Genomic DNA, 26,644 nt, shown 5'->3' with positions numbered 1-26,644 from the left:
GCGATCTTCTTTCTTCCGGTTGTTGGCCGGTTCTCTAGGGTTGGTACAGAGCAGCTCTACTGGGAATCTGGGCTTGAAGCTCATCTCGGACTACCATGCCGATCTTTAGCGCCTCGGCTTCAGTGGTAGCTTTCGAGAAAGGGACTTCCATCACCACGAAACCTCCCTTCAAGTCGCCGCCATGCGCGTCCGTCATCGGGAGAAGGAGGTCAAAGATCTTCTCGTTGTCGATTCGTGCTGCTTCAGATTTGCCAGCGGCAAGTTTCTCCAAGTCGGCTGCAGACGACTTCTTTCCGTTCTTAGAGCGGATATTGCAGGCGATGATGACGTTATCGGTTGCCCCAGGTGGAATCGCGTGAATCCCCAGCTTGCCGATATCGCTGTGATTAACCATTTCTTTGTCGACGAGCGACTGCGCAAACGGCGCATCGACATGAACGTACTCGGACGAAGGCTGAGATTTTTGCCCGTAGGCAGAGCTCGTGCTCAGGCCGAGAGAAAGTAGACATGGGAGGATGCAGTGCGAAATGCGTCGAAACACGATGGGCTCCTGTTGAGTTTGGCGAAGGGATTTAGTTGTTTGTGCTCGGTGCTGGTGCGCATCGTCCCGTGGCACGCGGGAGTCTCTCATCGCTGTGCCGGCGGAGGCCTGTCCTCGTGGACAGAGCACAATACGTACGCCGAAGAGGCGAATGAAAAAGGAGAAACGGTCGTTCTGTCTTGCGTCATTTGTCATCGGCCAAGGCCTTGCCGCAGACGTCCCATTCAATAACCCCTCCTCCTTGACGATCGCGTGGAGGGCGACTATGGGCTACTTGGAACGGCGTCGGTGGCTACAGTCAAGCCAATGAACCTTAGCGCAGCCTTAGAAAGACGCGCGGTTACACACGTTTCACAGTGTTCGTCATGATTTTTCACAAAGCAGGCGGCAACCCCTTCACGCCAATCAAATTGGCGGCGGAGCTTCCACCACGAAGCAGCTTCGATGCACTATCAGCTTCGGCAAAGCTTAAGCTTGGGTTAAGCTTCATCGTGTTACGAGGTGCAAGGCTACAAAAGCCGCGCCAATTCTGAAGATTCTCTGAATCAAGTTTTTTCAATCATTTTTCGCCTTGTCACGTTTTTAAGCGGACGATGACCTACGCTTGCCCTATCCCTGATGAGAGGAAGCGTCTACCTCGCTTTGAAATCACCCTATAAATCCCTCTTCGGCCTTCCCCTGGGGATGGCTCTCTGCTTCTCTCCCTCCGTCATTTGCCAAACGGCAGCAACGGCGCCATTGGAGCTCACGAAAACCTTCCAGTTGGCATCAGACATCACTGGCAACTTCGATCACATCGAAGTCGACCTTAAGCGAAACCGCATCTTCGTGACCCCTGAAGACTATAAGGCCGTCCTTGTCCTCGACGCGGAGAACGGGAAGCTCCTTCATAAAATTGACAATATTGGCCGCCCGCATGCGCTCTTCTACCGCGCCGACACGAACCAGCTGTACGTTACGGACGGTGTCGATGGTTCGGTCCGCATCTTCGACGGAGAGGACTACAGCCCGTTAGCGAAGATCCCTCTTCTCAAGGACGCCGATGCAATCGGCTTCGATATCTCCCGTAAATATCTTTATGTTGATAACGGTGGAGGTGACATCGGCCAAAAATATTCTATGTTGAGCGTCATTGACACCGCGAACAACTCCAAGCAAACCGAGATGAAGATAGACGGGGACACTTTGGAGGCCATGGCCCTGGATAACTATCGCCCTCATATCTATCTGAACGATAAGGCCACGAATCATGTTGTTGTCATCGACCGATTTCGCAACCATGAGATTGCGAACTGGCCGATCACTCTTGGCAGACAGAATGTCGCTATGGCGTTGGACGAACAGCGGCAGAGGCTGTTCATTGGTTGCAGGAGCGGCCAAATCGTTGTCCTAGATACGAATACCGGCAAAGAATTACAGGCCCTTCCCATCGCCACCGGTATCGACGATCTTATCTACGACGCGGGAACCAAGCGTATCTATGCCGCAGCGAACGGTGAGATCGATGTCTTCGAGCAGAAGGACCTGGAGCATTACGTAAGCCTCGGTAGCGTACGGACGAGCGCTGGAGCCAAGACAGCTAGGCTCGTTCCTCAGTTAGGCATACTCCTCGTCGCAGCTCCGAAGCAGGACGGCCAAGTGAGCCGCATCCTCGCCTACCGTCCCACCAATGTAACGCAAACGAAGCCCCAGATCACAGAAGAACAGCTCTCTGTAAATGCTCCTCGCGCGCAGCAGATTGCTCTTGAGACGTTGTCCGCCCATCCGCTTTTGCGCAAGCTCGGACTTCATGCGATACCTCCGGGAGCCGACAAGATGGTGATTATCGCTAACGGCAATGCGACCCGCATCGGTATTCCTACTTCCAAGAGTGATTTCGCTGCAGTCAAGGACGGCAAGATATACGGCCCCAAGATCGACGATGGCCAGTTCTACAACATGAAGATGTTCCTGTTCGACGCTCACCATCGGCAGATCGGAATTCTTGTGATGGAGATCGCCTGCACCGACGCAACGAGTGAAGCTGATGCGGCAAACAAGGCAGATGCCATTCGGCGGGAGATCGCAGCAAAGATCCCCGATGGAAATGCCCTGTTCGCGAAGAACTAACAACGTGACTAATGTACGCCGCGGCGCCAGCCACGCTGGCGCCGACGGTCGAGTATGCCCTTTTATCGAACGACGGAGGTTCTCTATGAAACGAAAATTCCGATATACGTTGTTATGTCTTGGACTTCTCTTCCCATCTGTATCGTGGTCGCAAATCGACCGCACTGAACTCAATGGAACAGTGACCGACTCTTCGGGAGCGGTAGTTATGGGAACACTGGTAACGGTGACCCAGGAAGGGACCAACCAGGTCCGCATGATTCAAACCGACACCCACGGCCAGTACGTCGTTTCATCTCTGCCCATTGGACGTTTCAGCATTATCTTTTCACGAGACGGTTTCCGCGAGGTGAGGGTCGGCGATGTAGACCTCCACTCGGGCGACGTTCGCACTATAAACGCCAAACTTACCGTTGGCGCCATATCGCAGACTATCGGCGTTGAGGCTGACACAGAAGGCGCTCAGCTAAACAAGAGTGACGCCACCGTCGGCGGCACGATCCAATCGGTTCAGATCTCTAAGATCCCCCTGAACGGACGTAACATTACCAATCTTGAGCTGCTCGCGCCGGGGGCGATCGATTCCGGATTCGGAGCCCAATCGAGCATTCGTTTCGCGGGAAATGGCACTGACGACAACAACTTCCGCCTCGACGGTGTGGATGCCAGCGGCGTCTTTCATGCTTCCCTCAAATCGGCGCTTCGCCTCCAGTTTTCGACGGAAGCTATTGCAGAGTTCAAAGTGAATGCAGGCGCATACACCGCGGATACTGGCGGGTCCGCTGGAGGACAAGTGAGCCTCATCTCGAAGACAGGCACAAACGCATTTCACGGCAGCGTCTTCGATTACTTGCGCAACAACTATTTCGATGCACTAAGCCCAATAAAAAACAGCAGCAAGCGCCCAGTGTTCCAGCTGAATCAGTTCGGAGGAAGTCTCGATGGCCCTATCGTAAAAGACCGCACGTTCTTCTTTGCGAATTATGAAGGTTTTCGACAACAACTAGGCGGAGTTCCTTCGAGCGGTTTCGTTCCGAGCCAAGCGTTCCGCAACCAGGTAGCGGCGGCACAGCCCTCGCTGGCCTCCATCGTCAATGCGTTTCCTGTGGGGCAGGCCCACACATCCGATGCCAACACGGACTTGTTCACTGGCATAGTACCAAGCCCCAATACCGAGAATGCGGGAACAGGCCGGATCGATCATCGATTCTCTCAAGATGATTCCGCCTATGCACGGTACAACATCGATGACGGCATATCCACAAGCGCACTCAATGCTCTCGCGCAAGGTATCACCGTTACCTCACGGGTGCAGAACTTCGTTCTCGAAGAGACCCACATCTTCAATCCACATCTGATCAACGAGACACAATTCGGTTTCAATCGAAATACGTTCCTGCAGTTTCAGAAGACGGGGCTTCCCTTTAATTTTTCGATCACAGGCTTCGCGACTCTGGCCGAAGACTATACCAAAGAGCAGGTAGGCCAGTCTGAATCACTCAATGACACGGTCACCTGGACGCGGGGCTATCACACTCTTAAGTTCGGCGCTGAACTCAAATTTCCCTGGTTCAACGAGCAGAACTCCGTTGACGGCACAGCCAACTTCCTCAGCCCTTCGGCATTCCTCGCCAATCAACTGAACACATTTCAAACGACGGCTGCTCTTCCGGACAAAGGCATGCGTAAATATCAGGTCGCTGGATATGCCCAGGACGAATGGAAGGCATCAAAAAATCTCACGATCAACTATGGCCTTCGCTACAACTACTTTGCTCCGTTCCACGAAATTCACAACAGTGCCAACCCATTCGACATCGCCGACTGCGGTGGTTATTGCGGCATGGGAACCGATTTTTATCATCCCAACTATCTAAGCTTCGACCCCCGTGTGTCCGTCGCCTATGCGCCCGAGTCGCTTGGAGGCAATACCGTCTTCCGTGCCGGCTTCGGCACCTTCCACGGCGAAGTGCAACTCGGTGATGAAGACAGCCCCGTCGTCAACACTGAGCCCTCCACGCTTCTCACGAGCGGCCGCCAGTCGGACGGCAGCTTCGTTCAATATTCTTACCCTGTTGATCCTGCCCTCACTCCGTCCACAGGCCTGGCGCTCACTCCTCGTTCGATGGCACGCAATCATCCGGATTCATACGTCGAGCAGTGGACAGCTTCCACTCAGCAAGCCCTTCCCGGCCAGACCATCCTCACCGTCACGTATCTTGGCTCCCATGGACTTCACCTCTTCCGACGTAGCTATACCAACCTGATCGATCCCGTCACGACGAAACGCCCCCTGCCTCAGTACCCTAGTCAGATCGACACAAAATACAACGAAGGCATGTCAAGCTTCAATTCTGTCGTCACCAGCGTGACGCGCCGCTTTCACAATGGCCTCTTTCTCGGAGGCAATTACATGTATTCCCACGCACTCAATGACGGATCCGTCGGAGCAGGCGATGCTGATTCCGCCCAGAATCTTGCTTGCTTCCGTTGCGACTATGCCAGTAGTGATTTCGACTCGCGTCACAGTGGTACCTTCAGCATCGTCTATGAGCTGCCGTTTGGCCGGGGCAAAAAGTATTTCAACAACAGCCATGCGATCAATCTTCTCGCAGGCGGATGGTCTCTGAACTCCCTGCTGAGTGCAAGAGCTGGCTTGCCGGTTAATGTAACGTTGAGCCGCGACGCCAAGGAACTGGTCGATGGCAATAACGTAGGACAACGCCCTGACCGGGTTCCTGGCGTCCCGCTCTATCTGCCCGGCCGCAGCATCTCGCATTGGATCAATCCTGCTGCGTTTCATCTCCCCGCAACCGGGGTCTGGGGGAACGCACGCAAGAACCTCCTCACTGGTCCTGCGCTCTGGCAGAACGATTCAGCGATCGAGAAAAACTTCCGTATCACTGAACGCAATAGCGTGAGTTTCCGGGCCGAGGCATTCAACATCTTCAACCGCGCACAATATGGACAACCAGCAAGCTCCTTGATTGTCACCACCGCCAAAGATGGTTCCAGGTCGCTCACCGTACCCGCCAGCTTCGGTACGATCACATCAACCATCAACTCTGCAGGCCTTGTAGGCACCGGTACACCACGTGTCCTGGAGTTTGGCTTGCGCATCAATTACTGAGCACATGCATTAGAGCCGATCCGGGCGCCTCGATTCAATCGGGGCGCCAGTTCTTATTCTGCAGCCATTTCAATGCAGATTGACACACTACGAAGTCAGAATGATTTAGGCGCGCAAAGCTGCGCTATCTCAACAAATCGGTCTCTTACACCTCGTCCCGAACACATAACTCTTTCAGTCCGCAGTTGATTTTCAATTAAGGGCTGTTCGGGAACAATCTGGCAGCCTCTGCACGGCTCGTGCTTCGGCGTTGGAAAGCGTCCGTTGTTGCATCCAGGCGACATCTTGTACAGTCGACGGATGGCGCTCAAACGGATGGATAACGTAGGAATCGTCGTCGATGACCTCGGAGGGGCAATTGATTTCTTTCGAGAGCTTGGCCTTGAGCTCGAAGGACGGGCCACGATCGAAGGAGAATGGGCAGGGCGTGTCACCGGATTTGCCGACCAGCGCGTCGAGATTGCGATGATGCGCACGCCTGACGGCCACAGCCGTCTCGAGCTCTCCCGCTTCCTCACGCCGCCTGTCGTCGCGGATCACCGCAACGCTCCAGTGAATGCTCTAGGCTACCTCCGCGTCATGTTCGCCGTGGACGACATCGACGAGACGCTTGGCAGGCTTCGCAAGCGCGGCGCACAGCTCGTAGGCGAAGTAGTCCGGTATCAGGACTCGTATCGGCTTTGCTACATCCGCGGGCCTGAGGGGCTTCTCATCGGACTCGCCCAGGAACTCAATTGAGCACGATGGGCCGAGGCTAATGGAAAGTTGAGCCAGATCGATCTTGGGGAGCCGGTTTCTCGGTAGCAATCCAGGACAGAGGCAAAAGAGCCCGGTCAAATGACCGGGCTCTTTTCCTAAGGGATGAACCGTCCCTAGAAGGCATAGCGAAGGCTGAACTGGAACTGCCGTTCTGAGCCATAGGTATTGCCCTTGCCGGTGACCTTGCCGAAGTTGCCATCGGTGGGTCCCATGTCGGGGTTATCGAGGTTGGGATGGTTGGTGTAGTTGAAAGCCTCAGCTTTGAAGATCAGCTGATGGTTCTCGTGGCTAGGCACGACGTGGAAGCCCTTCTGCAATGCTGCCGAGAAGCTCTGGAAGCCGGGACCATAGATGAGTCCACGCATTCCGCGAGGAGCGAAGGTTCCGGAAGGAGCCGGAGACCAGACACTCGTATCGAACCACTGATTGCTGTTGTTATAGCCGGAGAACTGGTGAGGCAGCTTTGGATTCGATGAGACAACCCAGAGCTGGTTGCCCGAACCGGGACCGACGCCGGCGCGGTCATTGTTCTGCGAGACTGTCTGAGGGGTGCCAGTCTGTCCCTGGATGGTTCCAGAGAACTGCCAGTTGCCGAGCGTCGTCCGTTCGATGAAGTTGGTTGAGTGCGTTGCGAATGGAATCTCCCAGACGTAGTTAAGCACCAGCACGTGACGTGTGTCGAAGTCGCTCGGACCGTAGAAGTTCGACCTGTCGTACGCGTTGGGCAGGTTGGTGCCGTTGGAGGAGCCGAAGTCCAGGCTCTTGGACCAGGTGTAAGCCGCACCGAAGAGCAGCCCCTTGGTGAGGCGGCGTTTGAAGTTGGCCTGCAGGGAGTGGTACATGGACGCTCCCTGATTCTCCGATTCCGTGATGGTGGAGTAGCCCTTGTAGGGACGGAGGTAGTCCGGTGCCTGTACATTCGGATTTGCCTGGATCGTTCCTGGCTGGAGCTGGTTGATGTTGGCAAGCTGTTCCAGGTGAACTCCCCTGCGGCCGACGTAGCCGAGGGTGAAGATGCCGACGTTCTTGAACTCCTGTTCGACGGTCAGATTCCAGCCGAAGGCGTTTGGACTGGGGTAGTTGTACTGATGCGAGGTGAAGTTAAGAGGCGATGCATTGGTTCCTACACCGCCTGGGGTGTCTACATTGCCGCGGGTAACCGTCGAGGAGGGTTGGAACGGCGCGTTGCCTCCGACCTGCACGTTGTCGCTGATGCCGAGGCGCTGAACGTAGCGTCCTGCGCCGCCGCGAATGACCGTACCCGGCTGAATCTGGTAGGCAAAGCCGAACCGGGGTTGGATGTCAGTCCAGATCGTAGGATGATACCCACGAGGCAGGTCGTGGAAGTTCGCGGCGTATCCGTTGGAAAGGATGGCAGCAGGAACATGTCCCTGCGCCACACTGGGAAAGCCGTTGCCGGGTATAACGACACCATTAAGCGGCGTGCCGCCGGTGGTGAATCCGGTGGTTGGATTCACCTGGGGGGCTGCCGTCGGGTTGTAGTAGGTCGGGTTGAAGAACGATTGGTTACCCCATATGGCGTAATAGGGCGTATTGACGCTGTAGCGTGCGCCATATTCCAGAACGAGCTTGGAGTTCACGCGCCACTGATCCTGTGCGAAGCCTTCAAACATGTTGCTGCGGAACAGGGTGTAGGAGCGGGTGCCGATCTCGGCGTAGGTATCGAAGAGGCCGACCGCTGCATTGGCGGCGGCGACGTTGGTAGTAGGAACGGGCGCTGCATTGGATCCGCCGCGAGCGTCGGAGAAGACGAAGAAGCCGTTTTGATTATTGGTCGATCCGGGAATCGTGCTGGAGACGTTGATCTGGTCGAAGTTGTTCTCGCCGGAATACTCCCAAAGGCCGCCGAACTTGAGGGTGTGGTTACCCCAGACCTTAGTAACACTGTCGCCGAGGTCATAGACGATACCGCCGGAGTGCGAGGGATAAGGTCCGCCGTCGAGAGTGGTGAAGTTGGCGATCTGAATGGTGGGAATCTTATTGGGAAGCACCTTCTCGGCGCCATCGTAAAGGTAGGGATAGTTGATACCGTACTTCGTGCGGTCATAGAGACCGCTCGAGGTATCGATGCCGATGGTGACGTGATCAGCGGCGCCCGAGACATAGACATCGTTGACGATTGTCGGACTGATCGTCCAGGTCCAGTGCACGACACCGATCTGGTTGGGGCGAGACCAGACCTGAGGCGTAAGGTTGAAGTTGCCGTAGTGCGGGCTGACGCTGTTGTAGTTGTAGTTCAGCATGCTGAACCGGAAGTGATGCTTGTCGGTAGGCACGAAGTCGACAGTGACGGAGTCCTTACGTTGACTCTCGGTGTAGAGCGCGGTGTCCGTCCAGTTGCCGGAAGGATTTCCGGTAAGATTTGGATCCGGATACGCATTAAGCAGACCGACACCATTGGGGCTGAGCTGCGATTTAGGAATAACGTTGCCTGGATATTCCGCACCAGTTTTCGGATCCACAAGCTGCACCGGCGCGCCATAGAAGATGTTCGGACCCAGCAGTTCGCCGAAGTCACCTTGACGCATGCGCAGGGTGGGTACCTTATTTGCGCCGCTTGACGTGGCACTGGACCCTGCCGTGTCGTCGTGGTTGTACTTGATCCACTCCTGTCCGACCAGAAAGAATAGCTTGTCGTGATTCTTATTAAAGCCGCCGAAGAAGACCGGGCCGTTCACGTTCCAGCCGAATTGGTTGAAACGAAAGGCTCCGCGCGGCAGGCCATTTAAGTTGCGACTCCAGGTGTTGGCGTTCAGGGCGTTGTTGCGGATGTACTCGAAGGCGCTTCCGTGGAACTCTGAGGTGCCACTCTTGGGGACCATGCGAATCTGGCCGCCGGAGGTGCGGCCGTACTCGGCAGGATAGCTGGTGGTCAGGACCTGTACCTGCGAGGTGGAATCGACGTCGGCAACACCGACGCTTGTGCCGTTGGAGCGCGTACGCACCATCGGGACACCATCGAAGGTGATGAGGCTCTCCTGCGAGCGGGCACCATTGACGTTGATGCCATTGTCGAGGCCGAAGGAGAAGGCGGCCATGGAGTTGCTGCGAACCACGCCGGGCTCGAGTTGCGAGAGGTAGATCGGATTACGCCCGTTAAGCTGGATGTTCTTAACCTGCTCCTGCGTAATGAGCTGACCGACCGCTCCGCTCTCCGTCTGTACGGTGTTCGCATTGGCTTCAACGGTGATGGAGGTGGTGGTATCTCCGATCTTCATCGTGACGTCGACACGTCGACCGATGTTCGGATCGACACGCACATCGTTAAGAGTCGTGGCCTGGAAGCCTTGCGCCTCGACGTGCACATTGTAGCTGCCAGAGGGAAGATTGGTGATGTTGTAGTTGCCGCTGTCGTCGGCGGTAATGTGCAGTTCCGAACGCGTGGCGTTATTGCCGAGCGTGATTTTAGCCTTCGGTACCACCGCTCCGGAGGAGTCTGTGACCGTGCCGGTGAGCGACGAGGTGTCCTGAGCACCTGCGTTCAAAGCGGTGAAGAACAGAACACACGCGTACGCCAACATCGCAAAGATGTGAAAACGTCTGATATTCAATACTGACCTCCAAAGAGTGTTGCAGCTACCCAGATTGTTTTTCTATTTCGTTATCAGTGACCAAGTCCTGTCGTGCAGGCACAAGGTGTGGAATCACACAATCATCCGCAGTGATCAGTACGTACTCGCGTGGCTTTCCTTCAGCTTCTTTTGCGAAAGAATGGAAACCCAATGAGGAAGATCACTCAACATTCAGAGCAGATGCCGAGCTAGGTGTGGAGCAGAAAAGAGATAGACGTACGCCCGTGAACAAGCAGATACGAAGACGAAGCGGACAATTCATTACCCCTCCCAGACGTCAAACTAAGAACTATGACCAGATATAAAACCCGGTAGGTCATCTCGGAAGGAAAAGCAAAAAATCCTGAATCTTGTATTTCGTCGTCTATCCGGCACGCTTATTGAGGCCAGAAGCCAATGTAACGATGTGCTTGATCGATGTCAACTTACGGAGTTCGTGACGCCTATACGCCGACGCAACTGGCGTGGCTCGTATGGTCACGGAATCGACTCTGAAAGCCACCGCTCATCGATCACAGCCAAAGAAAAGCGCGCACCCACCAGGGCGGCTTTCTTCCGCTATCAGAACGTAAACCGGAGCGACAACTGCGCCTGGAGGGGATCACCTACGCCGACGCGAAGGAAGCCGTTGAAATCGAACAGCGCTGGAGCCGTCAACGGGTTGACATTATTCGCATTGTTGAACGTGTTGAAGAGCTCCGCTTTGGGAATAAGCTCGAACCGGTCGTGGAAGCGAAATGGCCGCGCGATTCCAAAATCCAAAGTGAAATACTCGTTATTCTTCCGAAGATGGTTGCGACCGCAATCGATCCCGTTCACGAAGCGGGTAATCGAGTTATCGGGGCTACACGGGGCACCTGTCCCAGTGCCGTTCACGTTGTCGGTAATAGGTTGTGCCGAGTGAGCTTGCATTCGAATATTTCCGGTAAACCCCCAGGGCAGGCCATCACTCACCAGGTAGAAGTTGAACTTGTGTCGTTCGTCGCGATCCGAGTTCGAATATTCAGCCTTCAGGTTGTAGAGGTTCCCGTAGCGGAAGGTAAACGGATCGCGCTCATTTGAGTCATCGTCTTTGTCGACCGAGTACACGTAGTTTCCATCGAACAAAAAGTGATGGGTCATCCGCTTCCTGAAACCAACAGTGAAACCCCTGTAGAGAGACTTTGCATTGCTGATTGTGTTCGTAACTGCGCCAAGATTGGGAAAGGGCGGCGGTCCGGCATAGCTCACCGTATCTGCGTTCTGAGGAATCACCACCGTCGATCCAACATTGGGATTGAGAAACCGCGTTAGATAAACGCCCTTGGAAAGTGTGAAATCGAGATAGCCCACAAGGTCGCCAAACAATTGCTGCTGGTAGCCCACGTTGGTCGTGTAGATGCGCGGGTTCGAATAGTTCCGGTCGAAGACGGTGACGCCAATTCCCGGGGGAAACCCCGTCTGCGGGGGCAGCGGCAGGATGTTGGGATAGGTCGGATTAACACCGGCGAACTGGGTGATCTGCTGGTTCTGCACTCCATTCGTCGTAATCGCTCCCACCTGCGTCAACATGTTCTGCCGGGCATTGAAGATTCCCCAACTCGCTCGAAATACAGAGGTGCCATTGCCAGTTAAATCCCAGGCAAACCCCACTCTAGGCTGAAACAGCTTTGTCTGATTTCGAAGGTAGCCGTCGGAAGGAAATGCGGGGTTATTCAGATACTGCCCATAGGCTGTCAGTGCCGGCGGGGTCACCGGGTTCGGGAATAGCTGCGACTCCCATCGCAAACCGTAGTTCAAGGTAAATCGTTGCGTCAGCTTCCATGTATCCTGCGCAAACAATGAGTACTCATCGTTCACAATGTTTGAGTAACCAGCCTCCTCGTTGGTCTCGCCCGCCTTCGTCGGTCCATTCTGCAGGTACAGCAATAACGGACTGCTGCCGGTACCCACGCAGGGAACCGTAGAGCTGTAAGTGCCATTCGGGCACTGTACCGTGTTCGGTCCATATCCATTTCCCAAGGATGCGGGCGACGCATAATGCAGAAATCCGGTTACACTCCCGAAGATAAAGCGACCATTGAAAAATCCAGGAAAGACCTGCACATTCCTGCTATGCAGATACTCGCCGCCGAATTTTATCGTGTGTCGTCCTTGTACAAGGGTAAAGTTGTCCTTCACGTCGGAGCGCGTGAAGACTTCGGAAGCATTTGCTCCGAGAAAAAATGGTTGCCCAAAGCGGAAAGACGGCGCAAATCCTATCCCCGTATCTCCCATGGCCGTGGGGGCGATCGGAAAGCGCGGTCGAGGCTCTCTGGCATACGTATAGTGGGCTTCATTCAACCTCTCCGCCGAGATTGTAGCGATCCAGTTATAGTTGACGGTCTGAATCTTCGATGGCCCTTCAATCCCATTCGCGGAATTTCCATACGTAGCCACGTCGAAGGTCTGGTTTGGATTTCGCGACCGGTCGAAGGTATAAGAGCCGTACATCAAATTTTTCGCATTCAGGTTGTAGTCGACCCGCCCAAACACCGAGACGTTGTTGATCTTGCGGTCTACCTGCAACCCTTCCTCCTGGTTGAAGTTCGTCCTATAAAAATTCAGGAGTGTCTGACGCTGGCAGTCGCCACTCGCATCGATCTGTGCATCTGTAATATTGCTGCGAAACACCGGGTTCGTCACACTGCAAGGCGTCCCTATGACCGCGCTCAAATTGGGGCGCGTCAGGTTCTCGTTGATACCCTCGCTCGCTGCGAGGAAGAACAGCTTATTCTTCACAATCGCACCGCCGATGCTGCCTCCAAACTGCTCTCGCCTAAAGCCCTCCAACGGCAAGCCATTGGAGGTGTTTGCAGACAATGCCTGCAGCCGCTGATACTCAAACAAGCTTCCATGCAGACTGTTTGTCCCTGACTTTGTGATCACGTTCACAACGCCCCCTGCGGTACGTCCGAACTCTGCATTTGCACCGCTCGCGACGACCTGAAACTCCTTAACGGCTTCAAGAGTAATGTCGATTGCCGCGCGTTGGCCACCCATCTGCTCGCCAAAGAATCCGTTGTTATAGTCGCCGCCATCCAGGCTGATGTTATTGAAAATGCCCCGTTGACCGTTGATGTTGATCTCATCTCCATCCGGCCCCTGCGAGATGCTTACGCCTGGCGTCAGCGTCAGCATGTCTTCAAACTTGCGGCCCAAAACCGGCGTCGTCGCGATCGTTATCTCATTCAGTGTGGAAGCCGACGAGACCGTCGTTGTCTCCAGTTGCGGCACAGCATTCACAACGATCGTCTCCGCCACGGCAGAGATCGTTAGCGGGATCTTCAGTGAGATCGCCTGGCCGACCGTGAGCACAATATTCTTCTGCACCGTTGTGGCATAACCCGGCTTGCTTACCGAAAGTTCATAGTTGCCCGTCTGCATCGATAGAAACGAAAAACTTCCATTGCCGTCCGACCTGGCAGTGCGGGTTGCATTTGTATCCAGGCTCCTTACCTCAATCAATGCGTCAGGAACCACTCCTCCGGATCGATCCGACACCTCCCCCTGAATCGTTCCTGTTGTGCTTTGCACCTGCGCCCACCCGCTCAGAGATGACACCATCGCCATGCCTGCCGCCAGACAGCATAGGAAACCTATTGTTTTACGCATCTCACTACCTCCAAAGAAAAACAGTTCGTAAAGCTTGCCCTGTGAAGCAAGAGACCGTTTTACTGTAGGTATCGAAAGGCCCTGAGATTCGTTTGTGTTTCTTCTATTTGCAGTCGAACATGCAATCGGTCGGGCCGGCTCTCCTCCGGCTCCCAACTCGCGCAACAAAGTGCTCGCTCAATCCGTGCAAGTACGATTCGATGCAAGCCCCGGAGCTACACCAGATACTGCGTCGCTCAGTGTTGAATCAAAACATTTCGGGCGAAATAATGAAGTGAACAATACCATGAATTCTCAACGGTTGCGAAGTATATTTACTTCCCGGGCTATAGTTTGAATCAAATAAGGACACAGCTTCAGAGCCTGTCCTGAGCAAAGCCGAAGAATCTCGGCGGTGCCCTGCTTGCACCATGGCTTCAGCCGCTGAGATACAGCGCTCCGCGGTCAGTCACCTTCGCGGGATAAGTCAGCCACCGCTCGTGCCAGGACCTCTACGCCTGCAGCTATGTCGGAGATGGCGGCGAACTCGTCCGGGCGATGGCTTATGCCGTCACGACATGGAATAAAGATCATGGCTGTTGGAGCAATTCGCGACATGAAGAGGGAATCATGGTAGGCACGGCTAACGAGTTCTCGCAAACTGACCGAGGTCTTTTCACCTGCCGCGCGAATCGCCTTCAGTACACGAGGCGAGGAAGTTGCTGGAGCGTCTGCGTTAAGCATCTCAAACTGAATTTCAACTTGTCTTCGGCGTGTGATGTCGTTCGCTACATGCCTGATTTCTTCGAGGATACGGTCGCGTCGGTTACCGTCGATATCCCGCAGATCGACGCCTAGTTTCACTCGGCTGGGGATACTGTTGATGGCCCCGGGATAGACTTCACACGTTCCGACTGTGGCTACGGTGTCGATAGCTCCAGAACTTTGAGCAAGCTGCTCGATAGCAAGAGTCAACTCCGACGCGGCACAGAGAGCATCACGCCTTCCCGGCATGAGCGTGGCTCCGGCATGACCACCCTGACCTTCCAGAGTTATACGGAAGCTTGCGGGGGCGGCGATCTCGGTTACGACCCCGATTGTGGTCTTCTCTCGTTCAAGGATTGGGCCTTGCTCGATGTGTAGCTCGACGAACGCTGAGTAGAAGCCGGTGGGCAGACGAACCGACGCCAGATCGCCGGAGAAACCAGCCGCTGTACGTACCGTCTGCAAGGTCTTTCCATCAGGATCACGCAGATGAATGTCTGCTTCGGATGAGAGAGTTCCAGACAGGAGGCGACTCCCGAGGCAGCCTACTCCAAAACGTGTGGGCTCTTCCGAGGTGAAGTGGATCAGCTCGATCGAGCGAATGGGTCGAAACCCGCTTGCTTTGAGAGATCGAATGGCTTCAAGTCCGCCGAGAACGCCTACGACCCCGTCGAATTTACCTGCGTACGGGATCGCATCGATATGGGACCCTGTGGCCACGGCAGGCAAGTCGGGGCGCGATCCTTCCCATTGGGCGAAGGTATTCCCGACCGCATCCACTCGAACAGCGAGACCTGCTTCGCTTAACCGCTCGTTCAACCATTTCCGCGCGCGTAGATCCTGCTCGCTAAAGACGATTCGCGTGACTGCGGGAGGCTCAACCTCGGAGATGGCCGCGAGGGCTTCGATTTCTTGCGTGATGCGCGCTTGATCAACGTGAATATGCATATCAACTAAGGGGGTGACGATTCCAGTCTTTATAGATGAGATATTTTGCTGGAGATTTTCCTATGGCCCCAAACCATTGCGGACAGTAAGGCGCCATCCAGATAAAGTCTCCGGCGGTAACCGGATACCATTCGTCATCGAGCCTGTAGATGCCGCCGCCTTCGAGCATCAGGAGGCCGTGCTCCATGACGTGCATCTCAACCATGCTCAAGCTGGCGCCGGGAGCGTAGCTCATCGTATTTACCGCAAAGTCGAAGTCCATCGCGTCAGGAAGAAGAGGGCGTACCAAGAGGTCGGAGTCGCCCATTAGCGGCTGGGCCTGGATCGAAGGCTCGTGTCCTACGAGAAGCGTTGGTGGGGATGTGTTTTCAACGGTGCGGTACTTCTGTTCGATCACGGCCGCGCGGGCAGCTTGGGTGGCATAAAAGCGGTGAGCAGCATCCTGCGGGATATAAGCGTAGTCGTCTTTCGCAAGCGTGTATGTATCGGATCCGCACTCAAGTGCGACGGAGCCGTCCAGCACATAGAGGAAACGCTGTCCTTGCGACTTGCCTAGGCTGCCTCCTGGTTCAAGCTCCACGGAATACTGCGCAAAACCAGCGCCCATTGCTGGGGATACATGGACAATTACATTTGCCTTGAAGCTGCCGGGGATTTGCGTGCGAATAAAAGCATCCGGAGTGTGAAGGATATGACTCGAGCGGCGTACGCTGCGTGTAAGCCCGAGATTATGCACGTGGGTCGCTCTCTTTCTTTGTTACGAAGGTTGCAAATTCATCCAGAAAGCATAGTCCCGTGTGTATTGCTGCCTCGATATCTTCTATCAGGACACTCTCGTCGGGGTGATGGCTGATGCCGCCTGGGCTGCGCAGAAAAATCATTGCGGATGGTATGTACGGCGCGATCACCATCGCATCATGTCCGGCGCCACTCGTCATGCGAATAGACTCAAAGCCAGCTTTACGTGCGGCTTTCTCCGAAATGGCGATCATCCTGGAATCAAGGTGTACCGCAGGCTGCTTGTGATAAATGTGGGTTTCTACCGCGAGGCCGCGCGCATTTGCAATGGCATGAGCTTCGCCGAGGATATTCTCAACAGCGAGGTTGCGGACGACGTCGTCAGCGTGACGCACGTCAAGACTGCACCGGGCGACACCTGGAATTACATTTACTCCTCCGGGCTCAACCGATATCTGGCCAACTGTTGCCACTAAGCCGTCCATTTCGTTTGCAATGGTCTCACACCGCGTCATCCATGTAGCAGCCGCTGCGAGCGCGTCACGTCGCAGGCCCATGGGCGATGTACCCGCGTGACCTGAGTTTCCCTTAAACACCAGATGGCAGCGAGTTTGCCCCGCCACTGATTGCACTACGCCCAGGGAAAGATTCCGATTTTCTAATACCGGACCCTGTTCTATATGGAACTCAAGGTATCCCACCGTTTTCTGAGAAAAGACGCTTGGAGTTACTTCTGGATGAGCTTCCACGTATTGCGCCAAAGCTTCGCGAACAGTTATTCCTGATTTGTCCCTACTGTCTAGCAGGCGTTCCTCAGAAAGCGTGCCTGCAAGGGCCCGGCTGCCGATAAAGGGAACGCCGAAGCGCGTGCCCTCTTCATCAGAGAAACCAATCACCTCGATGGCGTAAGGCATACGTCGTCCGCGAAGTCCTTCCACCAACGCCAGCCCAATGAGTACTCCAAGGACGCCATCGTAGGCGCCGGCGTTTGGCACAGTATCGAGATGCGAGCTGATAAGCAAGACCGGCGACGCTTCGCCCAATTCGGATTTATACAAGCTACGCAGATTGCCAGCACTGTCGAGGTTTACCTGCATGCCGGCACCTTCGAGCCATGGCCGCAAATGCTGATGAACTTCTTCCATGGCGGCAGACAGGAATGTTCGCAGAATCTCACCTGGCTTATCTGTACACGAAGCCAATGTCGCGATGCGCTCCAGCAGATCCAGTGCCGCACTGCGCGATATCGCTATCCGTTCGGAGATCGCGGTTTCTGTGCTCAAGGTTCTCTCCGTACGCATGCTTCGATGGAACCGTGAGGCTCGTCGGTTGGAACGAAGATTACATTGGGATTGTCTTGCCCAAAGACTGACAGATCGACGAGATTGCAATGCTTATTCGGCATCTTCAAATAAATCTCGTTGACAGCAGATTCTGCATTAAGTGCGGCTTTCCCCATAGCGAAGAGTGTCTGCTGGACAGACATGCTGTCATGCAGCGCAAACGATTCAAGGAGTGCATCGGTAATGCTAGCCCGCGCCTCATTGAAGTTTGGAGGAGGCGATGCGTAGGTCCATTCAGCCGTCGCCAGGGTTCCTAACAGGCGATCGTTGGTTTCTTTCAGAGTTGTCAGCCTGTCGCGAATGTAACCAGCGAACGCTGATTTCGCCGTTTTAAGAATGGCGAGATCGGTGATTCCGGAGGTGACGGTCGTGGGTCCGTTACGCGGATATACGACGGTGGTGGTCTCAGCCGCCCGTCCGGATTGAACAAAGGCACTGCCGTGTTCTTTACCTCCGACAGTAATATGCGTCCAAGCGGCGCTGTGGATGCGCACACCTGCTTCTTCAACTTGAGGCTGATCCGCGATGAAGTTCGTCGCCAGGTCGGTTGCGAACTCTTCGATACTCTCGGCGCCGGATGAGCGAGCGAGGGAATAGACGGTATTTTTGATTGTGTCCGTGGGCAGGATTCGACTGTTATCACCTTTCTCGAAGCAATCGATGAAATCTCCCCTCAACCACACTTCGACGTTCCACTCATAGACCCGGTGTCGGGGATTACTTCGATCCACCTTCATCACCCGCACTCGAGATTTTCCGTAACGGTTGTCGCCTAGTGTGATCATCTCTCCTCAGCTTCCACGGTATGTTGAATAACTATGCGGCGTAATCAGGAGGGGGACGTGATAGTGCTCCTTCGGATTACGCACCTCGAAGACAATGTCAACGAAAGGATGAAAGCTCTCAAGCTCTTTCGTACGGAAATATGCTCGCGTACCAAACCGTAACCGGTAGAAACCATGCTGTAGTTCTTCTCCGGTTGATAATAGGTCGAGGATGCGGCCGTTATCGTCCGTCCGATGCGCAGCGATTGAGTGCCATGAGCCTTCCACGTGACGATGCAGCCGCACAATAAGCGCCGCTGCGGGGCGTCCAGACGAGAGATCAAGCACATGAGTTGAGAGTTTCATAGATCGAGCCATTTTCTCAGACGCAGACGCGTGATCTGTCTTTGCTGCTCCGCTGCTTCCTGCAACTCTGTCTCAACCTTATTGTGGAGGCGTCGCTGCAGGTCTGCGAGCATCTCTTCCGCGGACTTTCCTGTGGCGCACACAATGTAGATGCGTCCAAAGCGTTGCTCATAGAGTTGATTTCCTTGCTCGAGTGCCGCCCGAATTTCAGTGCTCGAACGAGCCATACTGCTTTGCTCGCTGCTTGACCACTCGACCGACTGCGCGGTTGCAGTTGCAGTCCTTCTTTCACCGATCCTGGGGTGACTTCGGAATGCCTCGTCCCAATCGTCTGGCGAGAGTGCCTTCCAGATGACATCAGAACGTTCCAACAATTCCGTTTCAGTATTGATGGGACGTGTTTCAACTAGTTCGCGAGCCCATCGTGCTGATCCACAGCAAGGCAGGATGCTGGCTACAGCCGACGCCTGATCGAGCTTGTTCCAATCGGCTAGAGTCTCGTTCACGATCGTCATCCCGCTTGCTCCGATGCCGAGAAGGAGGAGAGCAGGTCTTCCAACAGATTGGCGGCGACTTGCCTGCGGTATGCGACAGAGGAGCGAATGTCTTCGATTGGCGAGATCTCGCTTTCGAGCGCCTGAACGGCCTCGCTCATGGTCTTCTGAGTCAATGGGGAACCCAACAGAATCTGTTCGGTTTTGCGCAGGCGCAGTGGCGTCGGAGCCACTGCGCCGATACCGATGTTCAAGGCTTCAACGCGATTTCCGCGTAACTTGCCTACACCTGCAATGCAAACCTTAGAGATCGCCTGCGCATTTCGCGCACCTGTCTTTTGGGCGTAACTGAACCATCCCGCAAAGCGTTTGGGGAGATGGATCGCCAAGAGAAGTTCATTCGGCTGGAGCACAGTTTTTTTGTAACTCAGGTGAAAGTCGCTGTAAGGAATTCTTCGGGTTCCTGTGGCAGAGATCAGCTCCAACTCGGCCTCATATGCCAACAGGACAGGAGGGGAATCAGCTGCAGGCGATGCGTTTACGATATTTCCGGCGATAGTAGCTCGATTCTGATTTGCGATTCCCCCTGTCCATGCAGCGGCTGTAACCAGGAGTGGAAAGTGGTTTTGAACGGCCGAGCGCTCACGCAGCTGAGTGAAGGTACATCCTCCGCCGATGCGCAGTGAATCGTTGCTTTCTACGATCTCCTTCAGCTCTCGAAGATTCCAGAGATTCAACAGGCGCCGCGCTCCTAGTCGCCCAGCGCTGTATTGCACCATGATCTCGGTGCCCCCAGCGACAGGTTGCCAAGCTCCTGGCTCGCGATGCAACAGATCCAGCGCCCCGGCCAAATTGCTGGGAGAGACGAATTCATACTCCGCCGGGTTGGATCTCATCGGGACGTCCCCAGACTTGCGGCCTTTTCTACGGCTTCGAAGATGCGCATGTAACCCGTGCAACGGCATAGATTGCCATTCAAGCCTTCGCGTATTTGCTCGATCGTTGGCTTAGGATGCTTCTCTAGGAGATGCACCGTGGCAACGATCATGCCCGGCGTGCACATGCCACACTGAGCTCCGCCGCATTGGAGAAAGGCCTTTTGAGCGGGATGTAACTCTTCGCCGTCGGCGACTCCTTCGATTGTGACAATCTCAGTACCATTGGCTTGAGCGATAGGAACCAGGCAGCTGTTGACGAGCTCTCCATTGATGAGAACGCTGCAGGCTCCGCACTCTCCTTCACCGCAGCCTTCTTTGGTTCCCGTTAATCCGAGATGCTCCCGCAGAACATCAAGCAGACGTTCCATCGGATATGCTTCAATCTCCCGATACTGTCCGTTAATCCGTAGGGAAAACGTGTCTCGAGTCATGCGACAACAGCCTCCGCGGGAACAGGTTTGACTGCGAGACTGTGGCAGACGTCCTCAGGCATGAGTGGAATTGAATTGAAGTCTCTTCCAGCGGCGAAGGAGACCGCATTGAGAATTGCCGGCGCTGGTCCATCCATTGGCAATTCGCCAATTCCCTTGGCTCCATAGGCTCCGGACGCGACAGGCAGCTCTTCAAAATGAACTTGCATCGGCGGAATATCCTGCGACGTTGGAATGATGTAGTTCGTCATCTGTCCATTCGCCATGCGACCGTTCTGCCACTGCACCTTTTCGTAGAGCGCATAGCCAATTCCCTGCGCGATGCCACCTTCAATCTGGCCTGTTGCTAATACAGGATTGAGAACCCGGCCAACTTCCTGCACTGCGACGAAGTTATCCACGGTAACGCTGTAGGAGACGGTGTCTAGCGTTACTTCCGCAACGTATACCGCCCATGCGAACGCGGGATAAGCATCACCGTTGTATTTCTCGTCATCCCAATAGACATTCGGTGGAGCCTCATACCTGCTGTCCGAGCGTAGCGAACCATATTTTGCAACGTGAGCTTTCGCGGCCGCGCAAAACTGTTCCGTCGTCCACGCTTCCCCCAGCAATCCGCTCGCCTGCAGGGTTTGTTGGATGCCGAGAGCGGCTGAATGAACGAGCTTGCCGACGATCATTGTCGTGCGGGAGGCGACAGTTGGGCCGGAGTTAGGGACGATGCGAGTATCTGGCGGAGCTATCTCCACCGCGTCGTAGTCGATTCCTAATGTTTCCGCAGCTATCTGGCAGAGGATCGTATTTGTACCCTGACCGAACTCAGTGCTTGAAACTAAGACCCGCAGGCCACCTTCCGGTGTTGCATCCACTGCAGCGACAGAATTCAGATAGCGTTCGCCCGATCCGGTAAAGCCTGATCCGTGAAGAAAGGCAGCGAGACCAATCCCTTTCTTCTTTTTTGTCGTGGGATTTTCACGTTCGAAGCGCTCTCGCTTGGAGTCATAGTCGGAAAGTTTGAGGGCCTGGCTGAGCAGATGGTTCAAATCAACGTCCTCACGGATCTCCTGGCCGGTGGCGGTTGTCAGGCCCTTACGCAGAAAGTTGCGGCGGCGCAGCTCCTCCGGGGGTAGGCCGATAGCATTGGCAACACAATCCATGTGACGTTCCATCGCGAACAGGCTCTGCGGTGCCCCGAATCCGCGAAACGCTCCGTGCGGAGGACAGTTTGTCGCCAGAGCTTTGGAACGCACACGAATGTTTGGCCAAAAATAGGGACCACCGGCATGAATCGTTCCGCGTGAAAGGACGGTCTGAGATAGCGTCGAATATGCTCCACCATCCAGCGTGAATTCGATGTCGCCGCCGAGAAGTTTTCCTTCCTTTGTGACTGCGGTACGAATCCGGGTACGCGAGGGATGACGCTTGGTGGTTGCAACCATGTCTTCCATACGGTCGTAGACGATCTTTACAGGACGTTGCGCCTTCATTGCGAGCAAAGCCGCATGGGCGCCAATCATGGATGGATAGTCTTCTTTTCCGCCGAAGGCTCCTCCAGTCTCGACCTGGATGATGCGCACCTTGTCTTCCGGCAGGGCGGATACTGCCAGGAGCGACTTATGAACGTAGAAGGGACACTGCATGGATCCCCAGACGGTAAGCCCTTCGCTGGGAGTGAAGGACGCAATTACGCCGTTGTTTTCTATATATAGATGTTCCTGGGCGCCGGTTGTGTATTCCCCCTCAATGATGAAGTCAGCGTCGGCCCACGTCAGGTCAACGTTTCCCTTTTCGATTTGAAATTTCTTGAACACATTGTCGTCTCCCCAGACGACGACATCACCTTTTTCGCTCGCTTCGATAGAGTGAATCGAAGGCATTACCTCATATTCGATATGCACGGCTGCCACAGCTTTTGTCAGCAAATGCCTGTCCGAGTGCGCAAGAAGCAGAATCGGCTCCTCAGGATGATTGACGAATTTCTCGGCGAGGCAGGGCCAGTCCCGGTTGATTAGAGCGATCGTGTTTTCGCCGGGAATATCTTCTGCGCTGACAATGACGAACTCGTCCCAGGGAATGCCGTCGCCTAATTGAATGTCCAAAATTCGTCCGCGTGGAACTGTGCTTCGCACGGTAGCGCCGAAGAGCATGTCGGGGAACGATGTGTCGTCGATATAGCGCGCCGCCCCTCGCACCTTCGCGATACCTTCTTTGCGAAGTGCTGAGGTCCCGACGATCCGCTCCTTCTGCACAAAATCTCCGAATCTAGAAGGCTTCTTGCCGATGAACTGCGGTGGCAAGAAGTCACTTAAATTTACTTATGTTACTACGCGAGACCGTGGATGCAAGCCGCTAACTTGCGTTAGCCGGCCAGGACAGCAACGTGATGACTTTCAATGGACTTCCTGCCCTCCGCGAGTGCCCGTAAAAGTGCCTTCCTGAAAGACCTTCTGACCCCGCAGCCAAGTCGCCAGAACCTTTCCTCGCAGATTTTCACCCACGTAGGGAGATATTGGGTGACGGGTATGCAGGTCCGATGTCGCGACTACAAATTGTGCCTCGGGATCGAACACGACGAAATCCGCGTCGTAACCTTCTGCGATAGCCCCCTTACGATGATTAATACCTGCGAGCGCGGCAGGTTTGCTGCTCATCCAGCGGGCCAGGTCATCGATCGTAAGCCCACGTTTCAGAATGTCAGTCCATACGACGGAAAGGGCGACGGAGAGGCTGGCTATTCCGCCCCAGGCAGTCTGAAAACTTCCGGTATCGAGGTGTTTCCACGATCGCGGACAGGGCGAGTGATCGGTTGCGATCAAGTCAATTACGCCATCGCGCAATGCCTGCCACAATGCCTCGCGATTCTCGGCGTTACGAATTGGCGGAGCGCATTTGTGCAGTGTGCTGCCGTCGGGGATCGTCTCCGCGGCAAAGTGCAGATAGTGCGGGCAGGTTTCAACCGTAACGGGAAGGCCTCTCTCTCTTGCGGCGTGCAAGTCGGGAAGAGCCTTTGCAGTGGCCAGATGTACGATGTGCAACCGGAAGCGAAACTCATCGCAGAGCCGCAGCATCAGACGAATTGCTTCCACTTCGGCCTCGTCTGGACGCGAGGCCAGCCACGACGCATACTGTCGCCAGTCGGGCTGCAAGAGGGTTTTGCTCGCAGACCGAAGCGCTGACGGTAGTTCCGCGTGCGTGAGTAAAGGTAGCCCAGTAGCTGCGATGTGCGGTGCGGCGGCGCGCAACTCGTCTTCATCGACGAGTGCAAAGCCTTCGATACCCGGATCTGCCAGGAAGCATTTAAATCCGCGGACTCCAGCGGCAGCCAATGGCTCGAGGTGATCGGTGTTCCGCTCGGAGACACCTCCCCACGCTCCCCAGTCTATGGTGCATTTGCCGTTCGCTGCCGCACGCTTCGCCGCCAGGGCCGCGACAGTAGTGGTCGCGGGCAGGCAATTCAAGGGCATATCCATCAACGTTGTGAAGCCCCCGGCTGCTGCGGCGCGCGTCGCTGTCTCGAAACCTTCCCATTCGGTGCGGCCCGGTTCGTTAATGTGTGTGTGCGCATCCACTAATCCGGGCATCAGGACGTACTTTGAGCAATCGACTACTGATGCATCTGCGGGGATATCGGTTGCGGGACGCAGGGCTGTAATCTTGCCTTGCTCTACCAGGACAGCGGCAGGACGGGTACCGAATGGCGTAACGACCTGTTGGGAGACGAATACCTGCGGCATATGCCTCGATAATCTCATCTTGATTGATGAATGACTTGAGGTGCTCCAATGAAGTCTATTAGACCCGCTGACAGATTTTCGATTTGATTGGTCAGAACGGCTCACTTTAACTAGCGACATCACCGCCCTCAAATCCTGGCAACGACAACAATCTGAATAACTTGGCAAAGTTATCTATGCGGTTAGAGAGCGGGCGTAAAGCCAAGTTCTACCACCTTACCGCCTCCCACGGTCATCTCCGATACTCATCGCGGTGAGCTCTGCGTTCATAACGTCGGGGACCTGGGGACCACGTTTCAAATCTCATTTCGTCTCGCAGCCTAGAAAAACATGTGGCGGGAGCGCATTCAGCGGAGATTAAGGTTCAGAGCATTATCTTTCAAAAAAGATTGAGTTGGGTTGGCATTCGGCATAGCAGCAGGTGATGGAACCAACGGTAGACAGCGCTAGTTGTTTTTGACGATTAAGGAGTTTTATGCACTTTAAGACGCTTGTTTTTGCACTCGCAACCGCTTCCAGCCTGCTTGCACAGTCGACAGCCCGCTACCACGTCACACAGTCCTATCCCCTCGGCGGAAACGGTGGGTGGGATTACATCATTCCCGATCCGGCCAACCACCGCCTTTACATTGCACGTGAGACCCGGTTGGTGGTCGTCGATGAAGAGAGTGGGAAGCTGGTAGGAGAAGTCGGAGGAATTAACGGAGCCCATGGCACGGCGGTTGCTGCGAAGAGCGGTCATGGTTTTGCGACCGCCGGAGAAGACAAGGCAGTTGTGATGTTCGACCTTAAGACCTTGAAGGTTCTGGGCAAAATCCCGGCAGCAGATGATGCAGATGCCATCGTCTTCGACGACGTTTCGAACCGGGTTTTCACACTGAACGGAGATGCCAATTCTTCGACAGTCATTGATGCGACCGGAGGCAAACTCATCACCAACATTCCGCTCAAGGGTAAACCTGAATACGGTGTTTCAGCTGGCGACGGCAAGGTATATGCCAACCTCGTCGATACCAACGAGATCGTCGAGATTGATGCAAAAAAAGCAACCGTGACAAAACGCTGGTCGAGCGCTCCGTGCAAACAGCCTGTGGCGATGGCGATCGATAAGGCGAACCACCGTCTTTTCAGCGGTTGCAGGAGTGGCGTATTGGCGGTCTCCGACTACACGGCAGGGAAGATCATAACGGCTGTGCCTATCGGCACGGGCGTGGATGGTACTGCATATGACCCCAAAAGCCACGACATCTTTGCTTCGAACGCTGACGGAACGCTGACCGTTATCCATCAGGATAGCGCCGACAAGTATCAGGTTGCGCAGACCCTTACCACTCCAGTCGGTTCCCGCAATCTCGGTCTCGATCCCGTAAATCATCGACTCTACGTCGTGTCAGCAAAGTTCGGAACACGACCTCAGGGCAGCAAAGGCAAGAGGCCGTTATTGCCCGGAACGTTCACCTTGTTACGTATCGAAGCTGACCCCGCAGTTCACTAAACAACCTCAATTGGCCGGAATATGCAGGAGAATTCCGGCCAACTTTCTTCAGGACGGTAATCGCTTTGGACGAATCTTTAGCAATCGCAATCTACGGCGGGTCTGCCGTAGTATCGAACTTTCATACAGCATCCATTCATAGACGCTGGCCTTGGTCGAATTCGCACTTATCTAAGTGAAGTACGTGGAGAAGTCTCTCGTTCAATGAAAATCCTGGTAATCGAAGATGATAAAAGGATCGCGACTCTCGTGGAACGAGCATTCAACGATAGCGGCCATGATGTGACCCTGATCCACGATGGCCGCGATGGGGCTGAGGCTCTTTTAAAAGGCAGCTTCGATGTTGCCCTGCTCGATATCTATCTCCCCAGGATGGACGGTGTGGAGGTGTTGGAGCACGTGCGCGTACGAAACTGCCGAGTTCCTATCTTGATGCTGACCGCAGTCGATGCCGTGCCGCGGATTCTCAAATCCTTCGATCTGGGCGCCGACGACTATCTGGTAAAGCCATTCATCGTAGAGATTCTGTTGGCGCGAGTAGCCGCAATCGCCAGACGTGGAGCAAAGCCTGATCTCCGAACTTTAGATTCGTTCGGCGTCACACTGGACCCGACGCGTCGCATGGCCATCCGACATGGCAGAGAGATACCACTCACGCGCAAACAATTCGATTTGCTAGAAACGCTGATGCGACAAGCCGGACAGATTACATCGCGAGAGCAATTGATCGAGGCCGGCTGGGGACATGTCGCCCAGGTGAAACATAACACCCTGGACGTCTACATCCACGGCCTGCGTGTCAAACTGGAAGACACATCGGAGGAGCAAACTCCACTCATCCAGACCATTCATGGCACCGGTTACCGCTTCGGAGTAAGTTGACC

Annotated in this window: 19 protein-coding genes; 5 read left to right on the top strand and 14 right to left on the bottom strand. The window is 54.8% G+C overall.

Annotated features, from left to right (window positions below; all coding sequences use genetic code 11):
• Positions 1 to 34 precede the first annotated feature (34 nt).
• Positions 35 to 541 carry a hypothetical protein gene (locus tag AC5S26_RS07695; protein WP_494184262.1) on the bottom strand — a complete coding sequence of 169 codons (507 nt, stop codon included), beginning with the start codon at positions 539 to 541 and terminating at the stop codon, positions 35 to 37.
• Positions 542 to 914: 373 nt separating this feature from the next.
• The gene (locus AC5S26_RS07690) at positions 915 to 1,100 is read right to left on the bottom strand and encodes a hypothetical protein (protein WP_494184261.1); all 186 of its coding nucleotides are present in this window, start codon (positions 1,098 to 1,100) and stop codon (positions 915 to 917) included.
• Positions 1,101 to 1,183: 83 nt separating this feature from the next.
• Between AC5S26_RS07690 and AC5S26_RS07685 the strand changes: the two genes are divergently transcribed.
• The 3 genes from AC5S26_RS07685 (at position 1,184) to AC5S26_RS07675 (ending at position 6,518) form a co-directional block, all read left to right on the top strand.
• The gene (locus AC5S26_RS07685) at positions 1,184 to 2,650 is read left to right on the top strand and encodes a YncE family protein (RefSeq protein WP_494184260.1); all 1,467 of its coding nucleotides are present in this window, start codon (positions 1,184 to 1,186) and stop codon (positions 2,648 to 2,650) included.
• Between the two features lie 85 nt (positions 2,651 to 2,735).
• Positions 2,736 to 5,780, top strand: coding sequence for a TonB-dependent receptor (locus AC5S26_RS07680; RefSeq protein ID WP_494184259.1), 3,045 nt, complete (start codon positions 2,736 to 2,738; stop codon positions 5,778 to 5,780).
• A 285-nt stretch (positions 5,781 to 6,065) separates the two neighbouring features.
• Entirely contained in the window at positions 6,066 to 6,518 is a 453-nt protein-coding gene (locus tag AC5S26_RS07675; RefSeq protein ID WP_494184258.1) for a VOC family protein, read from the top strand.
• Positions 6,519 to 6,652: 134 nt separating this feature from the next.
• Here the strand turns inward: AC5S26_RS07675 and AC5S26_RS07670 are convergent, their stop codons facing one another.
• From AC5S26_RS07670 to allB, 12 genes are all read right to left on the bottom strand, one after another.
• Positions 6,653 to 10,111 carry a carboxypeptidase-like regulatory domain-containing protein gene (locus tag AC5S26_RS07670; RefSeq protein ID WP_494184257.1) on the bottom strand — a complete coding sequence of 1,153 codons (3,459 nt, stop codon included), beginning with the start codon at positions 10,109 to 10,111 and terminating at the stop codon, positions 6,653 to 6,655.
• 582 nt (positions 10,112 to 10,693) lie between these two features.
• Positions 10,694 to 13,765 carry a TonB-dependent receptor gene (locus tag AC5S26_RS07665; protein ID WP_494184256.1) on the bottom strand — a complete coding sequence of 1,024 codons (3,072 nt, stop codon included), beginning with the start codon at positions 13,763 to 13,765 and terminating at the stop codon, positions 10,694 to 10,696.
• A 444-nt stretch (positions 13,766 to 14,209) separates the two neighbouring features.
• Positions 14,210 to 15,457, bottom strand: a complete 1,248-nt coding sequence (locus tag AC5S26_RS07660) for a M20 family metallo-hydrolase (RefSeq protein ID WP_494184255.1) — start codon at positions 15,455 to 15,457, stop codon at positions 14,210 to 14,212.
• Position 15,458: 1 nt separating this feature from the next.
• Positions 15,459 to 16,193, bottom strand: a complete 735-nt coding sequence (allE, locus tag AC5S26_RS07655; RefSeq protein ID WP_494184254.1) for a (S)-ureidoglycine aminohydrolase — start codon at positions 16,191 to 16,193, stop codon at positions 15,459 to 15,461.
• Complete coding sequence (locus AC5S26_RS07650) at positions 16,186 to 17,478, bottom strand: allantoate amidohydrolase (RefSeq protein ID WP_494184253.1); 1,293 nt, start codon at positions 17,476 to 17,478, stop codon at positions 16,186 to 16,188. The genes allE and AC5S26_RS07650 overlap by 8 nt, the downstream gene beginning before the upstream one ends.
• Positions 17,475 to 18,323 carry a factor-independent urate hydroxylase gene (pucL, locus tag AC5S26_RS07645; protein WP_494184252.1) on the bottom strand — a complete coding sequence of 283 codons (849 nt, stop codon included), beginning with the start codon at positions 18,321 to 18,323 and terminating at the stop codon, positions 17,475 to 17,477. The genes AC5S26_RS07650 and pucL overlap by 4 nt, the downstream gene beginning before the upstream one ends.
• Before the next feature lie 6 nt (positions 18,324 to 18,329).
• A complete protein-coding gene (gene uraH / locus AC5S26_RS07640; protein ID WP_494184251.1) occupies positions 18,330 to 18,668 on the bottom strand; it encodes a hydroxyisourate hydrolase in 339 nt (112 codons plus the stop codon).
• Positions 18,665 to 19,183, bottom strand: a complete 519-nt coding sequence (gene uraD / locus AC5S26_RS07635) for a 2-oxo-4-hydroxy-4-carboxy-5-ureidoimidazoline decarboxylase (protein WP_494184250.1) — start codon at positions 19,181 to 19,183, stop codon at positions 18,665 to 18,667. Before uraD ends, uraH begins: the two co-directional genes overlap by 4 nt.
• Positions 19,180 to 20,058: an FAD binding domain-containing protein gene (locus tag AC5S26_RS07630; protein WP_494184249.1), complete on the bottom strand. Its 879-nt coding sequence runs from the start codon at positions 20,056 to 20,058 to the stop codon at positions 19,180 to 19,182. The genes uraD and AC5S26_RS07630 overlap by 4 nt, the downstream gene beginning before the upstream one ends.
• On the bottom strand, positions 20,055 to 20,531 hold the full coding sequence (locus tag AC5S26_RS07625) for a (2Fe-2S)-binding protein (protein ID WP_494184248.1): 477 nt from the start codon (positions 20,529 to 20,531) through the stop codon (positions 20,055 to 20,057). Before AC5S26_RS07625 ends, AC5S26_RS07630 begins: the two co-directional genes overlap by 4 nt.
• On the bottom strand, positions 20,528 to 22,780 hold the full coding sequence (locus AC5S26_RS07620) for a xanthine dehydrogenase family protein molybdopterin-binding subunit (protein WP_494184247.1): 2,253 nt from the start codon (positions 22,778 to 22,780) through the stop codon (positions 20,528 to 20,530). Before AC5S26_RS07620 ends, AC5S26_RS07625 begins: the two co-directional genes overlap by 4 nt.
• 141 nt (positions 22,781 to 22,921) lie before the next feature.
• Positions 22,922 to 24,265 (bottom strand): allantoinase AllB, encoded by a 1,344-nt coding sequence (gene allB, locus AC5S26_RS07615; protein WP_494184246.1) that lies wholly within the window; start codon positions 24,263 to 24,265, stop codon positions 22,922 to 22,924.
• 475 nt (positions 24,266 to 24,740) lie between these two features.
• On the opposite strand from allB, the gene AC5S26_RS07610 reads away from it, so the two are divergent.
• Both AC5S26_RS07610 and AC5S26_RS07605 read left to right on the top strand, forming a co-directional pair.
• Positions 24,741 to 25,760 carry a YncE family protein gene (locus AC5S26_RS07610; RefSeq protein ID WP_494184245.1) on the top strand — a complete coding sequence of 340 codons (1,020 nt, stop codon included), beginning with the start codon at positions 24,741 to 24,743 and terminating at the stop codon, positions 25,758 to 25,760.
• A gap of 204 nt (positions 25,761 to 25,964) precedes the next feature.
• On the top strand, positions 25,965 to 26,642 hold the full coding sequence (locus AC5S26_RS07605; RefSeq protein ID WP_494184244.1) for a response regulator transcription factor: 678 nt from the start codon (positions 25,965 to 25,967) through the stop codon (positions 26,640 to 26,642).
• Positions 26,643 to 26,644: the final 2 nt, after the last annotated feature.

It is taken from the genome of Edaphobacter sp. FHG110511_03 (assembly GCF_059115365.1).
This window is presented reverse-complemented; position numbering and strand designations above follow the sequence as displayed.